Genomic DNA, 17,370 nt, shown 5'->3' with positions numbered 1-17,370 from the left:
AAGTTGCCTATGGGAACTGAGGAAATAGAAAAGGCAGTTGCTTAACTGCCTTAGACGCTCAGTGATCAGCTATGCTGTCGCTGAGTAGTTCACCAGTTATTTGACTAGTTATTAAGGGGGAAGAGGTTGTTTTCGTTTGTTTTATATTCATTTTGATCGCATTTTATCCAAACGAAACAAAAACCGAAAAATAGTGTTGACTCTAAGTGCTGGATCAGTAAAATGCATCCCGTACCCAAGAGGAAGGCAGCAAATAAGCAGCTGACTAATTGAGATTACAATGGCGCCTTGGCAGAGTGGTTATGCAGCGGATTGCAAATCCGTGAACCTCGGTTCGATTCCGGGAGGCGCCTCCATTCTCTTTTATAGAGAAGACTTGCGACACTAGCTCAGCTGGTAGAGCGCAACCTTGCCAAGGTTGAGGTCACGAGTTCGAGCCTCGTGTGTCGCTCCAAATTTTGTAAAAGTAGTCAAGTAACATTGGCAGACTGCTTAAAGATGGTGTCTAACCCGCTTTATTATAAGGCGCATTGGTTGGGTGCATCGCAATAAAGAATTGCGTGCCCTGGTGGTGGAATTGGTAGACACAAGGGATTTAAAATCCCTCGGCGTTCGCGCTGTGCCGGTTCAAGTCCGGCCCGGGGCACCATCTATTAAAAGTCTATATTGAAAGATATAGCATGCGACACTAGCTCAGCTGGTAGAGCGCAACCTTGCCAAGGTTGAGGTCACGAGTTCGAGCCTCGTGTGTCGCTCCAGTTTCTTTAAATAGAAAGCGAGAAGCCCAATCAGAAATGATTGGGCTTTTTGACATTTATATTATAGTAAAAAGAGTCTCGACTCATGACCTAAATAACTAGCGACTCAACAGGCAGAGAGCAACCTGGACGGTAAGCTAATTGTTGGAATGGGTATAACATTTACCTCAGCACATAAAAATGGCAGCAAATTACACTGCCATTTTTGGTGATTTACCTAATGTAAGCTAAATAATAGTGTCGACCATATCATCACTAAGTGCTTCTATTTCAGCGGCTAAATCATCAATATTCGCACTAATCGGTAATTTTAAACTTAACGTTGCAGTAAATACACTGGTCCCATTAGCTGGAACACCAATGCGATGGCTATTCATATCAATCAGTTCAATAGATTCTTTTTGCAATAGATTGCTGATCTCATTAACGATACCAGCTCTGTCTTGAGCATCGACTTTTAGTTTTGTGTGCTGGTGTTCAACAATCGTCTCTAAAGCATCAGTGAAAGTAACTAGTAAATTATCTTGGGCAGAAAAATAATCCTGCACTGCTTTTTTATGCAGGGTAGGGACTTCTATTTTGATTACAGCAGAAATATGAGAATCTAGATAATTTATTTTACTGACTAACCACTTACCTCCTTCTTTATGGGTAACTGAGGCTAATCGTTTAATTAAGTCTGGACTAGAAATTCCAATAAAAGCAGCAATAAATACACTTTTCATAGCAAGACCTCCAACAGAGTTAGGATGTTATTTATTTAAAATATCTCAAGTACCAGTGTAGACGCCTTGTATTGAAAAAGTTTGATAAACATCTATTTATCGATAATCTAAAAAGATCCAGTTCAAACTTTAATCATCTATTTTTTTCTTTAGTCTGATTGCTTAATATTTCAGATAAGGTATGCATTTCAGGTAAAATTTGATGCATTAAATGCAATTGTTGTAATACCATTTTTACTGAATTTCCATCTTCATCACGCCATTCAGATAAACGTTTTTCAATACTTTCTTCCGCGACAATATTTAGCTTTTCACTGCACTCGGTATTACTCAGTTGGCATTGAATTTGATTTAAATGTGAATGAATAATGCGGTGTGATTCAGCAACTAACTGGTGGGTCTCTTCATCTTTTAATCGAACCCGATGAGCCCCAAGCGCTGATATATAGCTAAGCATCGCATGACATAAGCAGAGAAAACGAAATGATTCATCTACAGCGGTTTGATATTTTCCTGGTTCAATTAGCATATTACTAATGGCGGAACTGAGAGCGGCTTCATTATTGTGCGCTTGGCGACGAGACAGTCGATATTGCAGAGAATCTTTTTTTCCCGCTCGATACTGAGCAATAATGTTTGATAAATAGTCTTGATGAGCATGAACTGTATCAGCCATTACCTTGTGTAAACGTTTTGATTGCCAGTCAGGTAAGATATACGTCACCGCAACCACCGCTAAGATACAGCCTACAATAGTATCTCCTAAGCGAGGAAGAATAACCGCGTAACCTTCGCCCAATTGATTAAAACAGAACAGCACCAAAATAGTAATAAATGCAGTAGCAAAGCCATAATTAGCAAGGCGGAAAGCAAAAAAGAGCACACCAGCAATAACCATTAAAACTAATTGGCTATCAAGAGAGGGGAACAAGACTAATAGTGCGGTTCCTGCTAATAAACCTATGATCGTACCGGCAACACGAGCAACCAGTTTTTCTTTGGTAGCACTGTAGTTTGGCTGACAAACAAAAAGGGTGGTTAATAAAATCCAATAACCGCGGTCCAAATCAAATGCTTGAATGATTCCGTAGCCAGTGGTAAGCGCTAACGCCATTCGAATAGCATGACGAAATAGAACAGAATCTGTCGTTAGGTTCGCTCTTAAACGTTGCCACATAGCTTTAGGCGTGTGCGCGCCTTGGTCAGCCAGTACCGTGTCGTCTTCACTATCTAAACTTCGTTCAGGGTTACTAATATTTGCAAATTGGCGTTCGACCGTTGCGAGATTATTAAATAAATACTCCAATTGAATGACTGACAGACGCCACTCTGGTCGTTGTTGTTCTTTTAAATAAATTAAGGATTGCTGAAGTTCGTCTAATGCAAAAATTGAGGTTTGTGCGTGTTGATAAGGTAATCCAAGTGATAAACAACGAGCCACATCTTTACATGCTTCAGATTGACTGTGTAATAAGTGTTTAAAACGAAAAAGGATATCACTCCTATTAAATGTATTTGCGAGATCTTGGTAGCGATAGTGACTAGAACTGACTCGTTCATGAATGTCTTGAGCAATAAAATAAATTTTTAAAAAACGATCGCTTGCCCCGACAACATGGCCACCTTTTGCTCTAGTAAGTAAAGATGCTTTACTGTTATTTAATGCGGTCACCATTTGTGCGTTATTTTTTGCTTCTTGAAGGCGATAGGGTTGAGGAACTAAATTTGTGACGGGATGAAACAACTCACTTTTACTATTCAAGTAAGTCGACATAGTTTCAAAAACAGTGGCTAAATTTTGCTGTACTGGCTGTAAAGGCCAAAAAATCTGCCAAGTTAAGGATATTGAATAATACCAAGCCGCCCCGCCAAGAAGAAGCATAGGTTGGTACCAAATATTGGGACTTTCAGCGGCACCAAGCATGGTATAAATTGCGATCAACAAAGAGCCAAATGCAATACTTGCATAACGAGGCCCTAAAGCGCCAAGCATGATAAAAGAGAAAGTAGAGCAGAAAAGACCAATGGCAAATAATATAGGGGTTTTGAAAAGAAGCTCAATAGAGAAGGCGGCAACAGCGAAACAAATAAACGTTAAGAAAAGAGCCTTAAGGCGGCCAGATAACTTATCGTCGGTTTCCGCCAGTGCCGCAGCAATAATACCTAAAATTAATGGAGTAATAGCGGTGTTTTGCTCCAAGTACCAACATGGAATAACAGCACCAATCAGAGCGATTAATACTCGGACACTAAAATTAATGGTTTTATTGGACCAATACTGACGAAAAAGTTGGCGATAGTTCACAATAGGTATTATCTAATTAGTCGAAAAAGCCATCATAACAAAGTCCTATGGAGAAAAAAGTACTAGAGAGTAGATCATTGTCTTAATACTGATCTGAGACAACAAAAAAAGAACCTGATATCCTATCCCTTCTTCCAGTCATAAATGAATGTTGAAAATACATTCATAAGTACAATTATCTTTAGGTAGTATCGAATTATGCAGATCAAAGCAACCACCTTCGCTCAGTGGTTAGTTCAAGGCGACTATTATCAACTTGAATTAGAGCAAGAGCAGCTGTTGTTTACCTCACATAAATGCCAAGTATCGGTTCCATTTGATAAGTGGAGTGGGAAGGTGACTTTTCAAAGAGGGTTGGTTTGGGGTTCCCTTTGTTTTTATAATCGTAATGAACAAGTCGCATGGCGTGTTTCTGGTTTACCGTGGCAAGAATGTGATGGCATTATTAATACTGTTTTAAATACGTATTCAGATTGGAAAGAATCGAAGGTTGAAATGCTAAACCAACTAAAACCACAAATGCTGGATTTAGTGGAGCAATTTACCAGTCAAATCCGTTTCTTAAAACAAACAGAAGCCTTGTTGATGGTTGAGAAACTGTACGATTTATTTGAGAAAACGGGTTTATCTATTCCGCTTGCAGAGCTATTGCAACCAGATTGCATTGCTCCTGTAGTTGATTGGTTGGCCGATCCCGATCTTCAACTTAAAAATCTTAATGAGACTTGGCTAGAAGATCAAAAAATAGAGTGGAAAGCCTTCTTCTCTGAGTGTGAATCTCAACCATTAAATGAATCTCAGCAAAGTGCGTTGTTATTAAATGAAGATCATACGCTGGTATTAGCCGGGGCGGGTTCCGGTAAAACCAGCGTGTTAGTTGCTCGTGTTAGCTATTTAATTGAAAGTGGGCAAGCACAAGCGAATGAGATCTTGCTGCTTGCTTTTGGTCGCCAAGCAGCTCAAGAAATGTCAGGCCGAATTATTGAAAAGTTGGGTTTCGAGTTAGGCCAAGACGTTAAAGTCGCCACTTTTCATCAATTGGGTTTAGAGATCATTCGTCATGTAGAATATCAGCAGCCTAAATTGTCGTGTTTGATTACCGATGTGAAATCACGCAAAGAATGGTTTAGTCATGTTCTGGATTCTGAGTGGAAAAATGCGACAGCAACTAATCGTTGGAAAAAACACCTTAAAAAGTGGCCAATTGCGTATCTTCGTGGTGATGTTGTTCTAAAAGAAGAATCTCATAATGAAAAATTACAAGAATGGTTATATAAACAAATATGTCAGTTAAATGCTCTGCAATTGGATAAAAATGTCATTATTGATAAGCTTGAACTCCATGCCGATTCAGCTCGACTGAAAAGTGAACTCAATATCGTTTGGCCATTTTTTAAGGCCTATGAACGAACGTTGAAACATGAAGACGCGATCGATTATGAATTAATGATATCAAAAGCAAAACAATACATCAGCGATAAGAAATACGATCTTCCTTGGTCGTTTGTCATGGTTGATGAGTATCAAGACATCTCGCCTCAGCGGTTAGATTTGATAGAAGCGATTTGTCATAATGAAAATGTACGTCAAGAAAAAGCAACCTTATTTGCTGTAGGGGATGATTGGCAAGCTATTTATCGTTTTGCCGGGGGAGATGTATCGTTAACGACTGGTTTTGAAAAACGTTTTCAGTCAACTCAAATTGCACAGTTATCAACGACGTATCGTTTTAACGATCAAATTGGAGCGGTGGCAAACCGCTTTATTCAAGAAAATCCGATGCAACTTAAAAAAGAGCTAAATAGTTTTGTTAAGCAAAAACGAAAAGCAGTTAAAGTCATTGAGCATAACTCGATAGAAAAAGAGTTATTGTCCCTTTCGAAGAATATTAGAGAAGGGGAAGGCGTGGTGATGTTAGGTCGTAATCATAACCATAAACCGGACAGTTTTGATGATTGGGTTAAGTTTTACCCAAGTTTGAATCTGGAATACAAAACGTGTCATGCGAGTAAAGGAACAGAAGCGGACTATGTTTTTATTGTTGAAATGACCGATGGGCAGTTTCCGATGAAAAGTCGAGCAGAATCTCTTGATGGTGCATTGCTGCCTCATGAAGAGGAATTTAGCTATGCAGAAGAGCGTCGTTTATTTTATGTTGCCTTGACACGAGCAAAGAAAAAAGTGTGGATCGCGTATCATGGTAAACCGTCTCCTTTTGTTCAAGAGATCGTAGATAAAGATTATCCGATAATCATTGAATGATGTTAAACGGCGTTAGTCATTAACAATAAAAGTCATTAATAATAAAAAGCCCTTACTACCATGATGATGAAGTAAGGGCTTTTTGTTAGGTATTGTATTGTCGATAAAGCTAATTTTGATAAAAACTAATGTCGATAAAATTAAAGCTATAGACGCTCAGCTAAATAAGTATCGTAATCAGGGATCTCAATGCTCACGTCCTTTGTCATATTAGGCGATGTAATCATCAAGTCAGCACTGGCACGATTTATCGCAACAGGTACATTCCACACCGTAGCTATACGTAATAACGCTTTTACATCAGGATCATGAGGAACTGCATTGAGTGGATCCCAGAAAAAGATCATCATATCGATCTTTCCTTCAGAGATTAATGCGCCTAGTTGTTGATCGCCGCCCATTGGTCCACTTAATAAGCTTTTAATCGCTAGACCAGTCTCTCGACTCAGAAGATTCCCTGTTGTACCCGTACCAAATAAAAAATGACCCTGTAATGCTTCCTTGTTCTCTTTTACCCAACGTAATAGCTCTGGCTTATAATGATCATGGGCAACAAGCGCTATGTGTTTATGTGCAGGGATAATCCGTGTTGTTTTTTTCATTAGGGTTCCTTATTTTAATTTTATTCTAGCCTAGTACTTGTTTATTTAAATCAAATGACAATTCAATGATTATTGTGCCGCTACGAAAAATATGGGGCGATATTCTGCGGGAGATAAAGAATCTAGCAATACTTTTTTAGGTAAATGCGTTGGCGTTAGTGTTTCTATTTTTGGCGATAGTCTAAAAGGCAAAGGATGTTGATTTAAGTAGCCAACCGCTTGTTGAATGCTTAGTTGACCTTGTAACACCATCTGATCTGTTGGGGAAAATAACACACGTTTACGTAATAATCCGCGATATACAGCATGACTTAGATAAGTAGATACTAAACCGACCTTATTTTGCATCTTTCGGCTGGCTAATTCACTGATAGCCACTTCAATAGCAACAGCTCCACCAACTAAATAATCTAATTTCTCGTTTTCAAGCGCATCTTGAATTAGGTTCCGTTGTAACTCTTTACTATTGTCTCCCCAATAAGTAGCACTGACAACAATGTCACTTTCTTTGATGGCATCATAAAACCCTTTAGTGACAGGTTTTGTCCCACCACGAGTTTTTGGACCAGGCAACCATCCGATGTAGGTAATTCCTGATTCTCTTGGGTGTTGTTCGGCAAGATATTGGCCTGCTTTAAACCCCATCTGATACCAATCCACCCCGACTTCGCCCTGATGATAAGGCGCGTTAGGTGGGAATGAACTGATTAATTTATTTATTGTTGCAAAAACAGGTATGTTGCCACTAAGACTTTTTAAGTGACGCTGATAAACAATAGGGTCAACCGTCCCTAAAATGATCGCATCTGCACCAATCGAAACGCATTGCTTTATTTGTTCTTTTTGACGGTCCACATTTGGATAGCCCCCAGATTCATAAACCGTTAGTTCAATGTTATTTCGCTTAGCTTCTTCTACCATACCGTAATTGACGGAGAGCCAATAAGAGTCTTTTAAATGAGGGTAAATAGCGCATAATTTCCACGGTTCTTTTGCTAAGGCGATAGGCGATAACAGTATGGAAAATAATAAAATAACGATAGGATGAAAAGTAAGTTTCATGGTCTCTTCGCACTGACTTTAGGTTGGTGATATGATACTCGCATTACTTCTTTTTCTAAAGTGTATTCAAGTTTATGTTATTTGCTTTTACAGGGATCGGTCGCAAGCTATTTCTTACTTTTATGGTCATGATTGCACTTATGGCGTTTGGCTCGGTGGTGGGTGTGCTTGGTTTCTCTTATGTTGAAAAAACAGAAAGAACGGTGATTGATTCTGCCATTCCAGCCGTTATTGAAGCTCGCTATATTTCAGATTTAAGCACTAAAATAATCTCAACTTCGCAGCTGTTATCTCAAGTCGATTCTGAAGTAGAAAGAAAAACTTACGGTAAAGAGTTATTTACTTCAATTGAAAGTTTATACGTTAGGTTAAAAGGCCTTGGTGTTTATCCTTTTGATAAAGCACTATTGACTCGACTTGACAGACAAGTTCAAGAGATCGTCGATAACCTTGCGACCATGGGAAATAACGTGGGCGAAAAAGTCGTATTACATCAGTTAATTCAAGATAAAAGTAAGACGCTAACAGAAATCGCATTGCAGCTAGAAGAGTTAGCACGTTCTCAAGTATTAAATTCAAACACCATTACTATTGCTAATGTTGTTAAAATCTATGATTTAGTTGATAACGGAAATAAAAATTCAGTTTATAAAGCATTAGATACATTAGTTGAAATAGATCTTGATTTGGCTGAACGTTTACATGAATTGCGCTTATTAACCTTTAAAGTTGTCAATACGATCGATGATGCAAGAAATAGCCACGATATTGCAAAAGTAGAAAAACTTCGTCAAGACTTTACTCGGGATATGACAATTATTACTCGTCGAATTCAAGCAGTAGAAGATCCAAATAGAACTCGTCAAATGCGAATGCTAGCGAATGATTTAACCAAAAGTGATCGCCTTTTTAGTGAATTAATCCAATTAGTTAATATCAATCAAAAGCTGAAAGCCCTCAGTGATGAAAATATACATCAATTTCAAGAATTAAACGTAACGATAGCCCAACTGTTAGAGCAAGCGAATGATGTAACTCAACAAGCCGTTGCTGATGTGAACTTTGTACTTAAAGTGGTGCAGCAATTACTTATTTCAATTACGTTATTAGGCCTATGCTTGGTTATCTACATTATGTGGCGTTATGTATATGCCCGTGTGATTATGAGACTTAATCAATATGAACAAGCAATTACAGATGTTGCTAATGGGCAACTGAACATTGAGTTAGATACCTCTGGTGATGATGAATTAGCGCGGATGGGACGTTCAATATTAGTAGCAAGGGATACAGCGAAAGAGCTTAAAGAATATAAAGACAGTTTAGAATTACAAATCGCACAACGAACTCAAGAGCTTAAATCGAGTAATGAGCGATTAAATGTAGAAATCATTAATCACGATAAAGCTCGGGATTTAGCAGAGCAAGCTAACCGTGCTAAATCTGCTTTTCTTGCGACCATGAGTCATGAGATCCGAACGCCTCTCAATGGTGTTTTAGGTACAGGCGAGTTACTTAGAGGTAGTAATTTAACAGCCCAACAGCAGCAATATGTCGATATTATTAATCGAAGTGGTGAAAACTTACTTGATTTACTTAACGATATTTTAGATTACTCAAAGATAGAAGCTGGTCATTTATCCATAAGAAAAGTGAACTTTAATGTTCATTCAATGATTACTGATGTACATCACTTATTCAGCTCAAGAGCTCAGCAAAAAGGGATCACTTTAACCTTTGACATGCCCGCAGATATACCCGCATGGTGGATAGGTGATTGCACTAGAATAAGACAAGTGCTTAATAACTTTGTTGGTAATGCCGTTAAATTTACCCATACAGGTAGTGTTACGATTCAACTGCACGTTATTTTAGATACGACGTTATTATTTGAAGTGGTAGATACAGGTGTTGGTATTGCTGAGCATGAAATCACTACGCTGTTTGAAGCCTTTACACAAGCCGAGGAAGGTCAAAAAGTCTATGGTGGTACTGGGTTAGGTTTGGCGATCAGCCAACGTCTTATTGAGGCAATGGATGGCGAGATTGGCGTCGATTCTAAAGAAGGACTAGGCAGTACGTTCTGGTTCTCATTAGAGTTAGATGAAGGACATTGTATTACAGAAACAAGAGAGCAAGGAACAGTACCCGATGTGGCTTCTGCCCGTATTCTTTTAGTTGAAGATAATCCAGTAAACCAAATGGTTGCTGTTGGTTTTCTTGAGCGTTTAGGGCATTCAGTTACAGCTGTAGATACAGGGCTATTAGCAGAATATACGCTAAAAGAAGCACAGTTTGATATGTTACTTCTTGATATTAATTTACCTGATACTGATGGTGTGTCATTACAAAAAAGATTAAGAGAAATCGAGAGAGAGAAGGGCGGTAGTGGATCTGATACTCCAATACTTGCGGTCTCAGCACACGTATTTAGTGAAGATGTAGAGAGTTATTTAGCGGCAGGATTTGATGGATTCCTTGGTAAACCCTTGGTTGAAAATCAACTTATTAAAATGTTAAACCGTTTTTTAAGTGATGTTTATCAAGTGAAAGATAAAAACGATAATATGGAAACACTAAATTTCATTACAGAGATTGATGAAGCAGAAGAAGATATTGACATGGTATTAAATGAAAAAGTGCTGCAAAGTGATTTAGCAGTGTTGGGTGAAGAGAGAATGCTGAAAATTATTGATTTATTTAGACAATCAGCCAAAGAAAATGTCCTTCAGTTACAAGAGGCAATTTATCAGGGTGATGGATATCAAGTGAACCAATTAGCTCATAAACTCAAAGGATCGGCAGGCAGCCTTGGATTAATGCAATTACATACACTGTGTCATGCTTATGAAGAAAATGGAAAAGCAGGGGATATTTCAGAGTGCTCTGCTTCATTATTAGAACAAGCATACGATGATTCAATATTGGCAATTGATCATTTCTTTAGTATGAGAAAGTAGTGTTAAAACTCAATTGCCAATAAATAAACATAGGCTATGTTTATTTATTGGCGATAACTGTGACAGTCCCTTTCGATGAGTTATAAGAAACTTTAATTTGTGATTCTTGAGGATCGTTACTATTAAATCCATAAGAACGATTAATGTAATCGCATGAATCTTGAAAGCTTTGCCCCTCACTACGATAACGAACAGAAAGATAGTCTGATTTCACTTGTTGGAGATGAGAAACCGTTGGGGGGTCGATTAATAACGCATACCATAAATCACTACAGCCTTTCTGGCCTTTTCCGATGTTTTTAGGTTGACTCATTACCCGGTTTTTCTTTATACCAAGAGGAAAACCTAACGTATTTACATCGAGATCTTCTCCTGCATACCCTTCAAGATCAGTTTGAGCGGTGAGGTCGCCACTGGCTATCCATCTGTATTGAGTAAAGATGATGGATTGCCCTAAATTAGCCGCAATGCCTTCTGCTTGAGCCACATGAGCATCGTAGGTATAGTTGAAAAACTTAGGTATCGCAATAATGGCTAAGATACCAAGAATAATAATACCAACGATTAACTCAATAAGAGTAAAGCCCAATCCTTTGTTTTGCATATTACTTCCCTGTAATACAGACGTGTTAGAGTAAGTATAGGATCTATTTATTCTCTAATACGAAGTTAGTAAAGCGTTCTTTCGTTTTTTTATCTGCTTTTTCATACCAATAATGCAGCATTTGCTCTGCGGTATTTTCACCTTGTTCGTTTTTGATCTCTTTATGTGTCACTGTCAGCATTCCTTCTTTGAATGCGGCAGGATTGTTTGTTGTATTGAACTGAGCTAATTCAAATTGAATATTACGGCCTACTTGAACGCCATGGTGAATTAATTGAGCTTGAGCAAATGGAATAATTGCACCGTTTTGATCAATTAAATTCCAATTCAGGTCAGTATTAAATGCTTCCGCTTTTTCTGGTGAATTGTACGTTGGGAATTTGAATGAAACTTCTTGATCTGATGCAGAAAATGTAGAGACGATAACATCAGTAGAGACGATAACATTGTCTTTGCCTTGTTTGAATACTGGATTATATCTGAAAGCAATTTGATGTTTACCATTCTCTAATTCAAGCGTAGATGAAGTGGAGAAAAATGAGCTTTCAAGTTGTACTTCTTGATTATCAATCAGTAACAACTCAACCTCACCAGGTACGGTTAATTGAATTGCGGCATTCGCACTGATTGACGTGAGAATACAAAGACTTGCAGCAAAGAGAGAATGAATTTTCATTGATAAATACACCTAGTCATTATTGATAGATTAAGTGTACTTAGATAATGAAGATAAAGGAATATTTATAAGTGGCAGGGTAATAACTTAAAATACAAAATTGATGAAATATTCTTAGTCATTACAATGCGCCTGCGTTAAGTACACTTGGCCCACCTAAACATAATAATCCACTCAAACGGTCTTTAATATGGAAAGCTATCCTTAATCAAGTTATAGAATATCAATGGCCAAGCCAATTACCAATGAAGTAGATGCATATTTAATATGCTTGAAGATTGGACAATCCTTGTTGCTGGTATAATGGAACTTATATTACTTAAAGTGTCAGAGCTACCATTCATAGTTTCAGCAACTTAATGAATTTATAATGTGATGAATTTTATTAATTTTATGTATACGTCCATCGCCATATTCAATACTTGAACTAACATATTCAATGTTAAACCCTGAGTAATCAGGTGTAATCTCTACAATTACTTCATGCCTATTGAAGTAGTGCGCGACGCCTGTTATTGGATTAGGGAGAACAGCATTACGTTCTTAGTTCCGCATAAATAAAAAGAGTGGCAAGTTAGGCTTATAAAAAGTGCAGACTCTATGAATTATCAATTTAGTTTTGCATTTGTCTATAAAGGTCACCCTGAACAGAGTACTATCAAATCAACTTTAGATAATAATTAGGTTTGGGTTTCGGCTCACTAAGATAAAAATCATGAAATTAACAGAGAAACCATCAATTAATCACGCGTTACTTATTTCTATTTGCACACCGCAGTTCAGAGGTGATGAGGCAAAAGAATCCCTTGCAGAGCTTGGTCGTTTAGTAACAACCCTAGGGTTCAAAGTCGTAGGTACGCAATCACAAAAACAAAGCTCTACTCAACGAGTTAATGTATTGGGTGCAGGCAAACTAGCTGAAATCGCACACATTACCGGTAATCAAGGCGAAAATGATGACGCTGATACCGAAGACTTTTTTGATGAAACAGACTTTGATGATATCCCATCAGAAAATCTTCCATTTGGTAGTGCCGATGTGGTGGTTTTTGACTGTGATTTAAGCCCATCACAACTACGTAATGTAGAAAATCAATTAGGCGTGAGAGTCTATGACCGTACCGGAATTATCATTGAGATCTTTAGTCGTCATGCGCGTACTCGTACTGCTCGATTACAAGTGGAAATGGCTCGTCTTAATTATGTAGCTCCGCGATTAAGAGAATCAACCGTTGGTGATAATGAACGCCAAATGGGTAAAGGCGCAGGTGAAACTGATTTAGAGCTAGATCGCCGTAAAGTGCGTGATCAATTAGCTGAATTACGTCGAGAGTTAGAAAGCGTTCAAAGTGAGCTGAAAGGCCGCCGTAAACAACGTTCAGAGCTGTTCTGTGTCGCTTTAGTTGGATATACCAATGCAGGTAAATCATCCATGATGCGAGCGCTTACAGGAAGTGAAGTATTAGTAGAAGACAAACTTTTTGCCACCCTTGATACTACTGTACGTGCATTATATCCAGTGACTCAGCCTCGTATCCTAGTATCAGATACGGTTGGTTTTATTAAAAAACTACCTCATGATTTGGTTGCCTCATTCCACTCGACACTTGCTGAAGCACATGATGCTTCATTACTGCTGTATGTTGTAGATGCCTCTGATGCATCTTTCCGTACACAGCTTGATGTCGTGCATGAAGTTTTAAAAGAAGTAGGCGTAGAAGACGTTAAGAAGCTACTTGTACTTAATAAGTCAGACCAATTGACGGTTGAGCAACAAGAAGAGTTAATGGAAGAATTTCCAGATGCGATGATGACATCAACTCGAAACCCGCTTGATATTGCTGAATTGCATAAGTATATTGTTGACGTTTCTCAGCATGAAATGATTGAAGAGGAGATCATCGTTCCTTATACTGCAAAAGGTATCATTGGTGAAATTCGTTCAAGCATGAGTGTTGTTAAAGAAGAATATGAATACAGCCATATTAAACTGACGGTACGTTCAAGCGCGATTGACTTAGCAAGGCTGAACAAGCTGATGTCTAATTTATCAGAAGAGAATGATAGCGAGTAATACCATGTTTGAAGTGAAGAATGTTGAATACGTAGGCATCCACAAAGAAGCCATTCGTGAAGTTCGTGATACGGTATTTATTAAAGAGCAGCAAATTGACCCAGAGATTGAATTTGATGGGTTAGATGATGTGGCTGTGCATGCACTTGTTTTATTTGATGGTAAAGCGGTAGGTACAGGACGAATTTTAGACGATGGTCATATTGGTCGTATTGCAATTACTAAAGAGTTTCGTGCAAAAGGCTTAGGCTCTAAAATTGTATTGTCATTAATGGATGAAGCAATAGAAAAGGGCTATGATCGAGTTTATTTAGGCTCTCAAAAACACGCCATTGATTTCTATACTAAATTAGGTTTTCAACCCTACGGTGAAGAGTTTATTGAAGCGGATATTCCTCATTTATCGATGGAAAAACGCTTAGGTAAATAAGTAGTATTCTGTTCAGATACAATGCACAAGTCAGCATTGTATCTGAACTCAATGTTATATCAATCCAACGACATCTCTGTACAACCGCTTATTTGAATTGGTATTAAAAGGTAAGTAAAACTTTTCCCTTCTTTATCCCTTTATTAATCTGAACATAAGTCAGTGCACTGTGGATCTCTTTTAAAGAGAATCGCGCACTAATTTTTGTCTCTGCAATACCCTCATAGACGAGTTGCATTACCTCATTGAGCTTATGTTGAATAACTGCCTTTTCAGAAGCGTGGATCCATTGCCTTAAATGGAAATAAGAAAAATCAATGTCTGGCCGTTCAAGCCAAAATTGAGCGGGGATTGGCTGTCCTGATAATAATCCATAATTAATGAACTGTCCGCGCTCTGTGAGGAGTTCAGAAAGTTGTAGAGCTTCAATCCCTCCAACGCAATCCAATACTGCATCTATACCAAGGTGATCTTTTATCTCAGTAAGAGAGTAACGGGCATCTTTATTATTAATATTGATAATACGTTGAAGTTTGCATCCTTCAAATTGGTGTTGGGTATTATCTCGACGAACGACAGCGATAGGTATTACCCCAAGATGATTCAGCATACGTATAAGCATTAACCCTATGGCAGAGTTCGCAGCATTAATCAGTAACGTCATGCCTTTCTTGATTATTAAACGCTCTGATAGCATCAGCCAAGCTGTCATAGGATTAATATAAGAGGTCGCCGCTTGTTCATCACTGAGTTGACTTGGGACAGTAAAGCACCATTGTTCATCGATGTTACGATACTGCTGCCAAGCACCTGCACTACCTATAGGTAGCACTCGATCGCCAATTGAGAAGCTAGGATCTAGGTTGTTACATTGATGGACAATCCCAACGCCTTCAAACCCTGGAATAAAAGGCAGAGAAATACGAGAGCGATAAGCGCCAGAAATCGTAATGAGATCGGAGGGATTTATGGTGCTGTAGCGCATTTTTACTTGGATCTGCGAAGGGGAAAGGGGCGCTGGAATATAAGACTCTAACGTTACAGATTTTAGCGCAGGCCCAAATTGTTGAATGATAGCTCTCATCGACGACTGCCATGTAGTATAAAACAGAGTGATTATGTAACATATCAATATGGATTATTAAAGGTTTCAAATGAAAAGTTATTATGAGAAAGAAAAAAGTATAGCTATAAAAAAAGCGTATCACATAGGATACGCTCTTTATTAAATCAGTAATGCTTAGTAATCGCTGTCGCTTGGTTCAATAAAGAACTCGCCATCGACGGTTTCAGCAATTTCTAGAATTTTCACAATCTCACCATTAATAGTGATGTTTGCCAGACGAACAGGATCTTCGTCATAAGGATGGAAAGGAGCCATTTGCAGTTCGATGCGATATTCTTCATCATCAGCACCTTGGAACCAACCTTCACCAAATTCAAGCTCGATCTCATCACCTTCTTCAGGACAGGTGTGATAAGCAGAAACCAGTATGGCACCTTCAAAGTTTAGGGTCATTGTATCGCCCCATTCCACTATGTATCGTGTATCTTCCATTGGTCATTACTCATAAAGAATTCTTAATGCGCATTGTATATCTATGCGCCTTAAGAACCTAGTTTTTATCAAAAGGAAGAGAGCTCACTCTCCGGCAACCATTGGACGTTGCTGACGTAAACTTGCTAATAGCATGTAAATAGCCGTTGCCAATAAGATAGCAAATAAATAGCTCATCAAGCCTTCAGCCGTATTCATTAATGTATTTGCGAGTACTGGACCACATACAGAGCCAATACTGTAACTAAATAACATAACCTGCGTTGCAGAGACAATGTAGGACTCATCTAACGTATCGCAGCCTAAAGAAATGGCAATTGGATATAACGCAAATGCAGCCATACCTAATAATACCAATGCTGTTGCTAAGACCGCAGTACTATCACTTAATGTGGTTAAACCAATCGCAAATACACCTAATATACAAAATAGAGCCATTAATAGAGTTTTACCTAAATGTTTAGATAAGTAAGACACAAGAGGTTGAACCGCCATACCACCAAGAACCACCAGCGCCATTAAGCTGCCAATTTGAGTGATGTTAATGTTTCTGTGTTTTAACTCTAAAGGCATTAACCCATACACTGCACCAAGTAATAAACCAGAGACAACACATCCCATGATAGACGCTTTGTTTAATTTTAAAATTTGTTTTAGGTTTAATACATTGTGGTGTTGAACTTGTGGTTGAGCGCCTTTACCAAATATTAAGCAAGCAATTGCCATCATGATCAAACCAATGATCATGTAATAAGGAAGTAAGCCTTCAATACCGATAAAGCCAATACCAAGTTGTCCTAGTGATGAACCACCGTAAAGTGCGCCCATGTATAAACCAAGACGTTTTGGGCGGCTTTCTGCATCGCCAATTAACAACCAAGACTCAACGACTACAAAGACACCAGCAACGGCTATACCCGCGACAAAGCGTGCCGTCATCCATACCCATTCAATAGGGGCAGAAGGAAGAACGACAATAGTTACAGCCAATAGGCCTAAAAAGAGTACAAAGGCATTCTTATGACCAAGACGGGCAACAAACGGTTCAATAAGTCCGGCACCAACAAGTAAACCACCATAGAAAGCACTGGCTAACCAACTAGCGTATTTCGCCTCTATTCCATATTGACTCAACATCAATGGGATAAGACTCATTAAGTATCCAGATGCTACAGCAAATAAAGAAAGTGCAATCACAGGAATAAATAGAGCAGGTTGTGATTGAGTTGATGTTGTTGTGTTCACCGCAGTGCCTCAGAGTTATGAATAGGGAGTAGATTTTCCGCGACTATGAGGCTAAAAAGAAAGCAAGTAAAACGAGCGATTTTTATTGTAAGGATAAAATTTACTCATC

Annotated in this window: 13 protein-coding genes and 4 tRNA genes; 8 read left to right on the top strand and 9 right to left on the bottom strand. The window is 38.5% G+C overall.

What is annotated here, in order from left to right; translation table 11 throughout:
- Positions 1 to 282 precede the first annotated feature (282 nt).
- The 4 genes from Q1K78_RS04585 (at position 283) to Q1K78_RS04570 (ending at position 758) form a co-directional block, all read left to right on the top strand.
- Positions 283 to 356: transfer RNA gene (locus Q1K78_RS04585), tRNA-Cys, on the top strand.
- A gap of 22 nt (positions 357 to 378) precedes the next feature.
- Positions 379 to 454, top strand: a tRNA-Gly gene (locus tag Q1K78_RS04580).
- A 108-nt stretch (positions 455 to 562) separates the two neighbouring features.
- A tRNA-Leu gene (locus Q1K78_RS04575) sits at positions 563 to 649 on the top strand.
- Positions 650 to 682: 33 nt separating this feature from the next.
- Positions 683 to 758 (top strand) — tRNA-Gly (locus Q1K78_RS04570).
- A 227-nt stretch (positions 759 to 985) separates the two neighbouring features.
- On the opposite strand, the gene Q1K78_RS04565 is transcribed toward Q1K78_RS04570, so the two are convergent.
- Positions 986 to 1,483, bottom strand: a complete 498-nt coding sequence (locus Q1K78_RS04565) for a transcriptional regulator (protein ID WP_300174891.1) — start codon at positions 1,481 to 1,483, stop codon at positions 986 to 988.
- A gap of 133 nt (positions 1,484 to 1,616) precedes the next feature.
- Positions 1,617 to 3,788: a YccS family putative transporter gene (gene yccS / locus Q1K78_RS04560; protein WP_300174889.1), complete on the bottom strand. Its 2,172-nt coding sequence runs from the start codon at positions 3,786 to 3,788 to the stop codon at positions 1,617 to 1,619.
- 198 nt (positions 3,789 to 3,986) lie between these two features.
- Between yccS and helD the strand changes: the two genes are divergently transcribed.
- Positions 3,987 to 6,050, top strand: coding sequence for a DNA helicase IV (helD, locus tag Q1K78_RS04555; RefSeq protein ID WP_300174887.1), 2,064 nt, complete (start codon positions 3,987 to 3,989; stop codon positions 6,048 to 6,050).
- 146 nt (positions 6,051 to 6,196) lie between these two features.
- Here helD and Q1K78_RS04550 read toward each other — a convergent pair whose 3' ends face one another.
- Positions 6,197 to 6,652 carry a methylglyoxal synthase gene (locus tag Q1K78_RS04550; protein ID WP_300174885.1) on the bottom strand — a complete coding sequence of 152 codons (456 nt, stop codon included), beginning with the start codon at positions 6,650 to 6,652 and terminating at the stop codon, positions 6,197 to 6,199.
- Positions 6,653 to 6,721: 69 nt separating this feature from the next.
- The gene (torT, locus tag Q1K78_RS04545; protein WP_300174883.1) at positions 6,722 to 7,714 is read right to left on the bottom strand and encodes a TMAO reductase system periplasmic protein TorT; all 993 of its coding nucleotides are present in this window, start codon (positions 7,712 to 7,714) and stop codon (positions 6,722 to 6,724) included.
- A gap of 74 nt (positions 7,715 to 7,788) precedes the next feature.
- Here torT and torS point away from each other — a divergent pair, with 74 nt between their 5' ends.
- Positions 7,789 to 10,674: a TMAO reductase system sensor histidine kinase/response regulator TorS gene (gene torS, locus Q1K78_RS04540; protein WP_300174882.1), complete on the top strand. Its 2,886-nt coding sequence runs from the start codon at positions 7,789 to 7,791 to the stop codon at positions 10,672 to 10,674.
- Positions 10,675 to 10,714: 40 nt separating this feature from the next.
- Here the strand turns inward: torS and Q1K78_RS04535 are convergent, their stop codons facing one another.
- Positions 10,715 to 11,278, bottom strand: coding sequence for a prepilin-type N-terminal cleavage/methylation domain-containing protein (locus tag Q1K78_RS04535; protein ID WP_300174880.1), 564 nt, complete (start codon positions 11,276 to 11,278; stop codon positions 10,715 to 10,717).
- Positions 11,279 to 11,321: 43 nt separating this feature from the next.
- Positions 11,322 to 11,954 (bottom strand): DUF2057 family protein, encoded by a 633-nt coding sequence (locus Q1K78_RS04530; protein WP_300174878.1) that lies wholly within the window; start codon positions 11,952 to 11,954, stop codon positions 11,322 to 11,324.
- Between the two features lie 715 nt (positions 11,955 to 12,669).
- Here Q1K78_RS04530 and hflX point away from each other — a divergent pair.
- Entirely contained in the window at positions 12,670 to 14,028 is a 1,359-nt protein-coding gene (hflX, locus tag Q1K78_RS04525; protein ID WP_300174876.1) for a GTPase HflX, read from the top strand.
- 4 nt (positions 14,029 to 14,032) lie between these two features.
- On the top strand, positions 14,033 to 14,458 hold the full coding sequence (locus Q1K78_RS04520) for a GNAT family N-acetyltransferase (RefSeq protein ID WP_300174874.1): 426 nt from the start codon (positions 14,033 to 14,035) through the stop codon (positions 14,456 to 14,458).
- Between the two features lie 103 nt (positions 14,459 to 14,561).
- On the opposite strand, the gene Q1K78_RS04515 is transcribed toward Q1K78_RS04520, so the two are convergent.
- From Q1K78_RS04515 to Q1K78_RS04505, 3 genes are all read right to left on the bottom strand, one after another.
- Positions 14,562 to 15,542, bottom strand: a complete 981-nt coding sequence (locus tag Q1K78_RS04515; protein WP_300174872.1) for a zinc-dependent alcohol dehydrogenase family protein — start codon at positions 15,540 to 15,542, stop codon at positions 14,562 to 14,564.
- 156 nt (positions 15,543 to 15,698) lie between these two features.
- A complete protein-coding gene (locus Q1K78_RS04510) occupies positions 15,699 to 16,016 on the bottom strand; it encodes a hypothetical protein (protein ID WP_300174870.1) in 318 nt (105 codons plus the stop codon).
- 84 nt (positions 16,017 to 16,100) lie between these two features.
- Entirely contained in the window at positions 16,101 to 17,261 is a 1,161-nt protein-coding gene (locus tag Q1K78_RS04505; protein ID WP_300174868.1) for an MFS transporter, read from the bottom strand.
- Between the last annotated feature and the right edge of the window lie 109 nt (positions 17,262 to 17,370).

This window comes from uncultured Aliivibrio sp. (assembly GCF_946479765.1).
GTDB lineage: Bacteria > Pseudomonadota > Gammaproteobacteria > Enterobacterales > Vibrionaceae > Aliivibrio.
The sequence above is the reverse complement of the archived record's forward strand: the minus strand, read 5'-3'. Positions and strand labels throughout refer to the sequence as shown.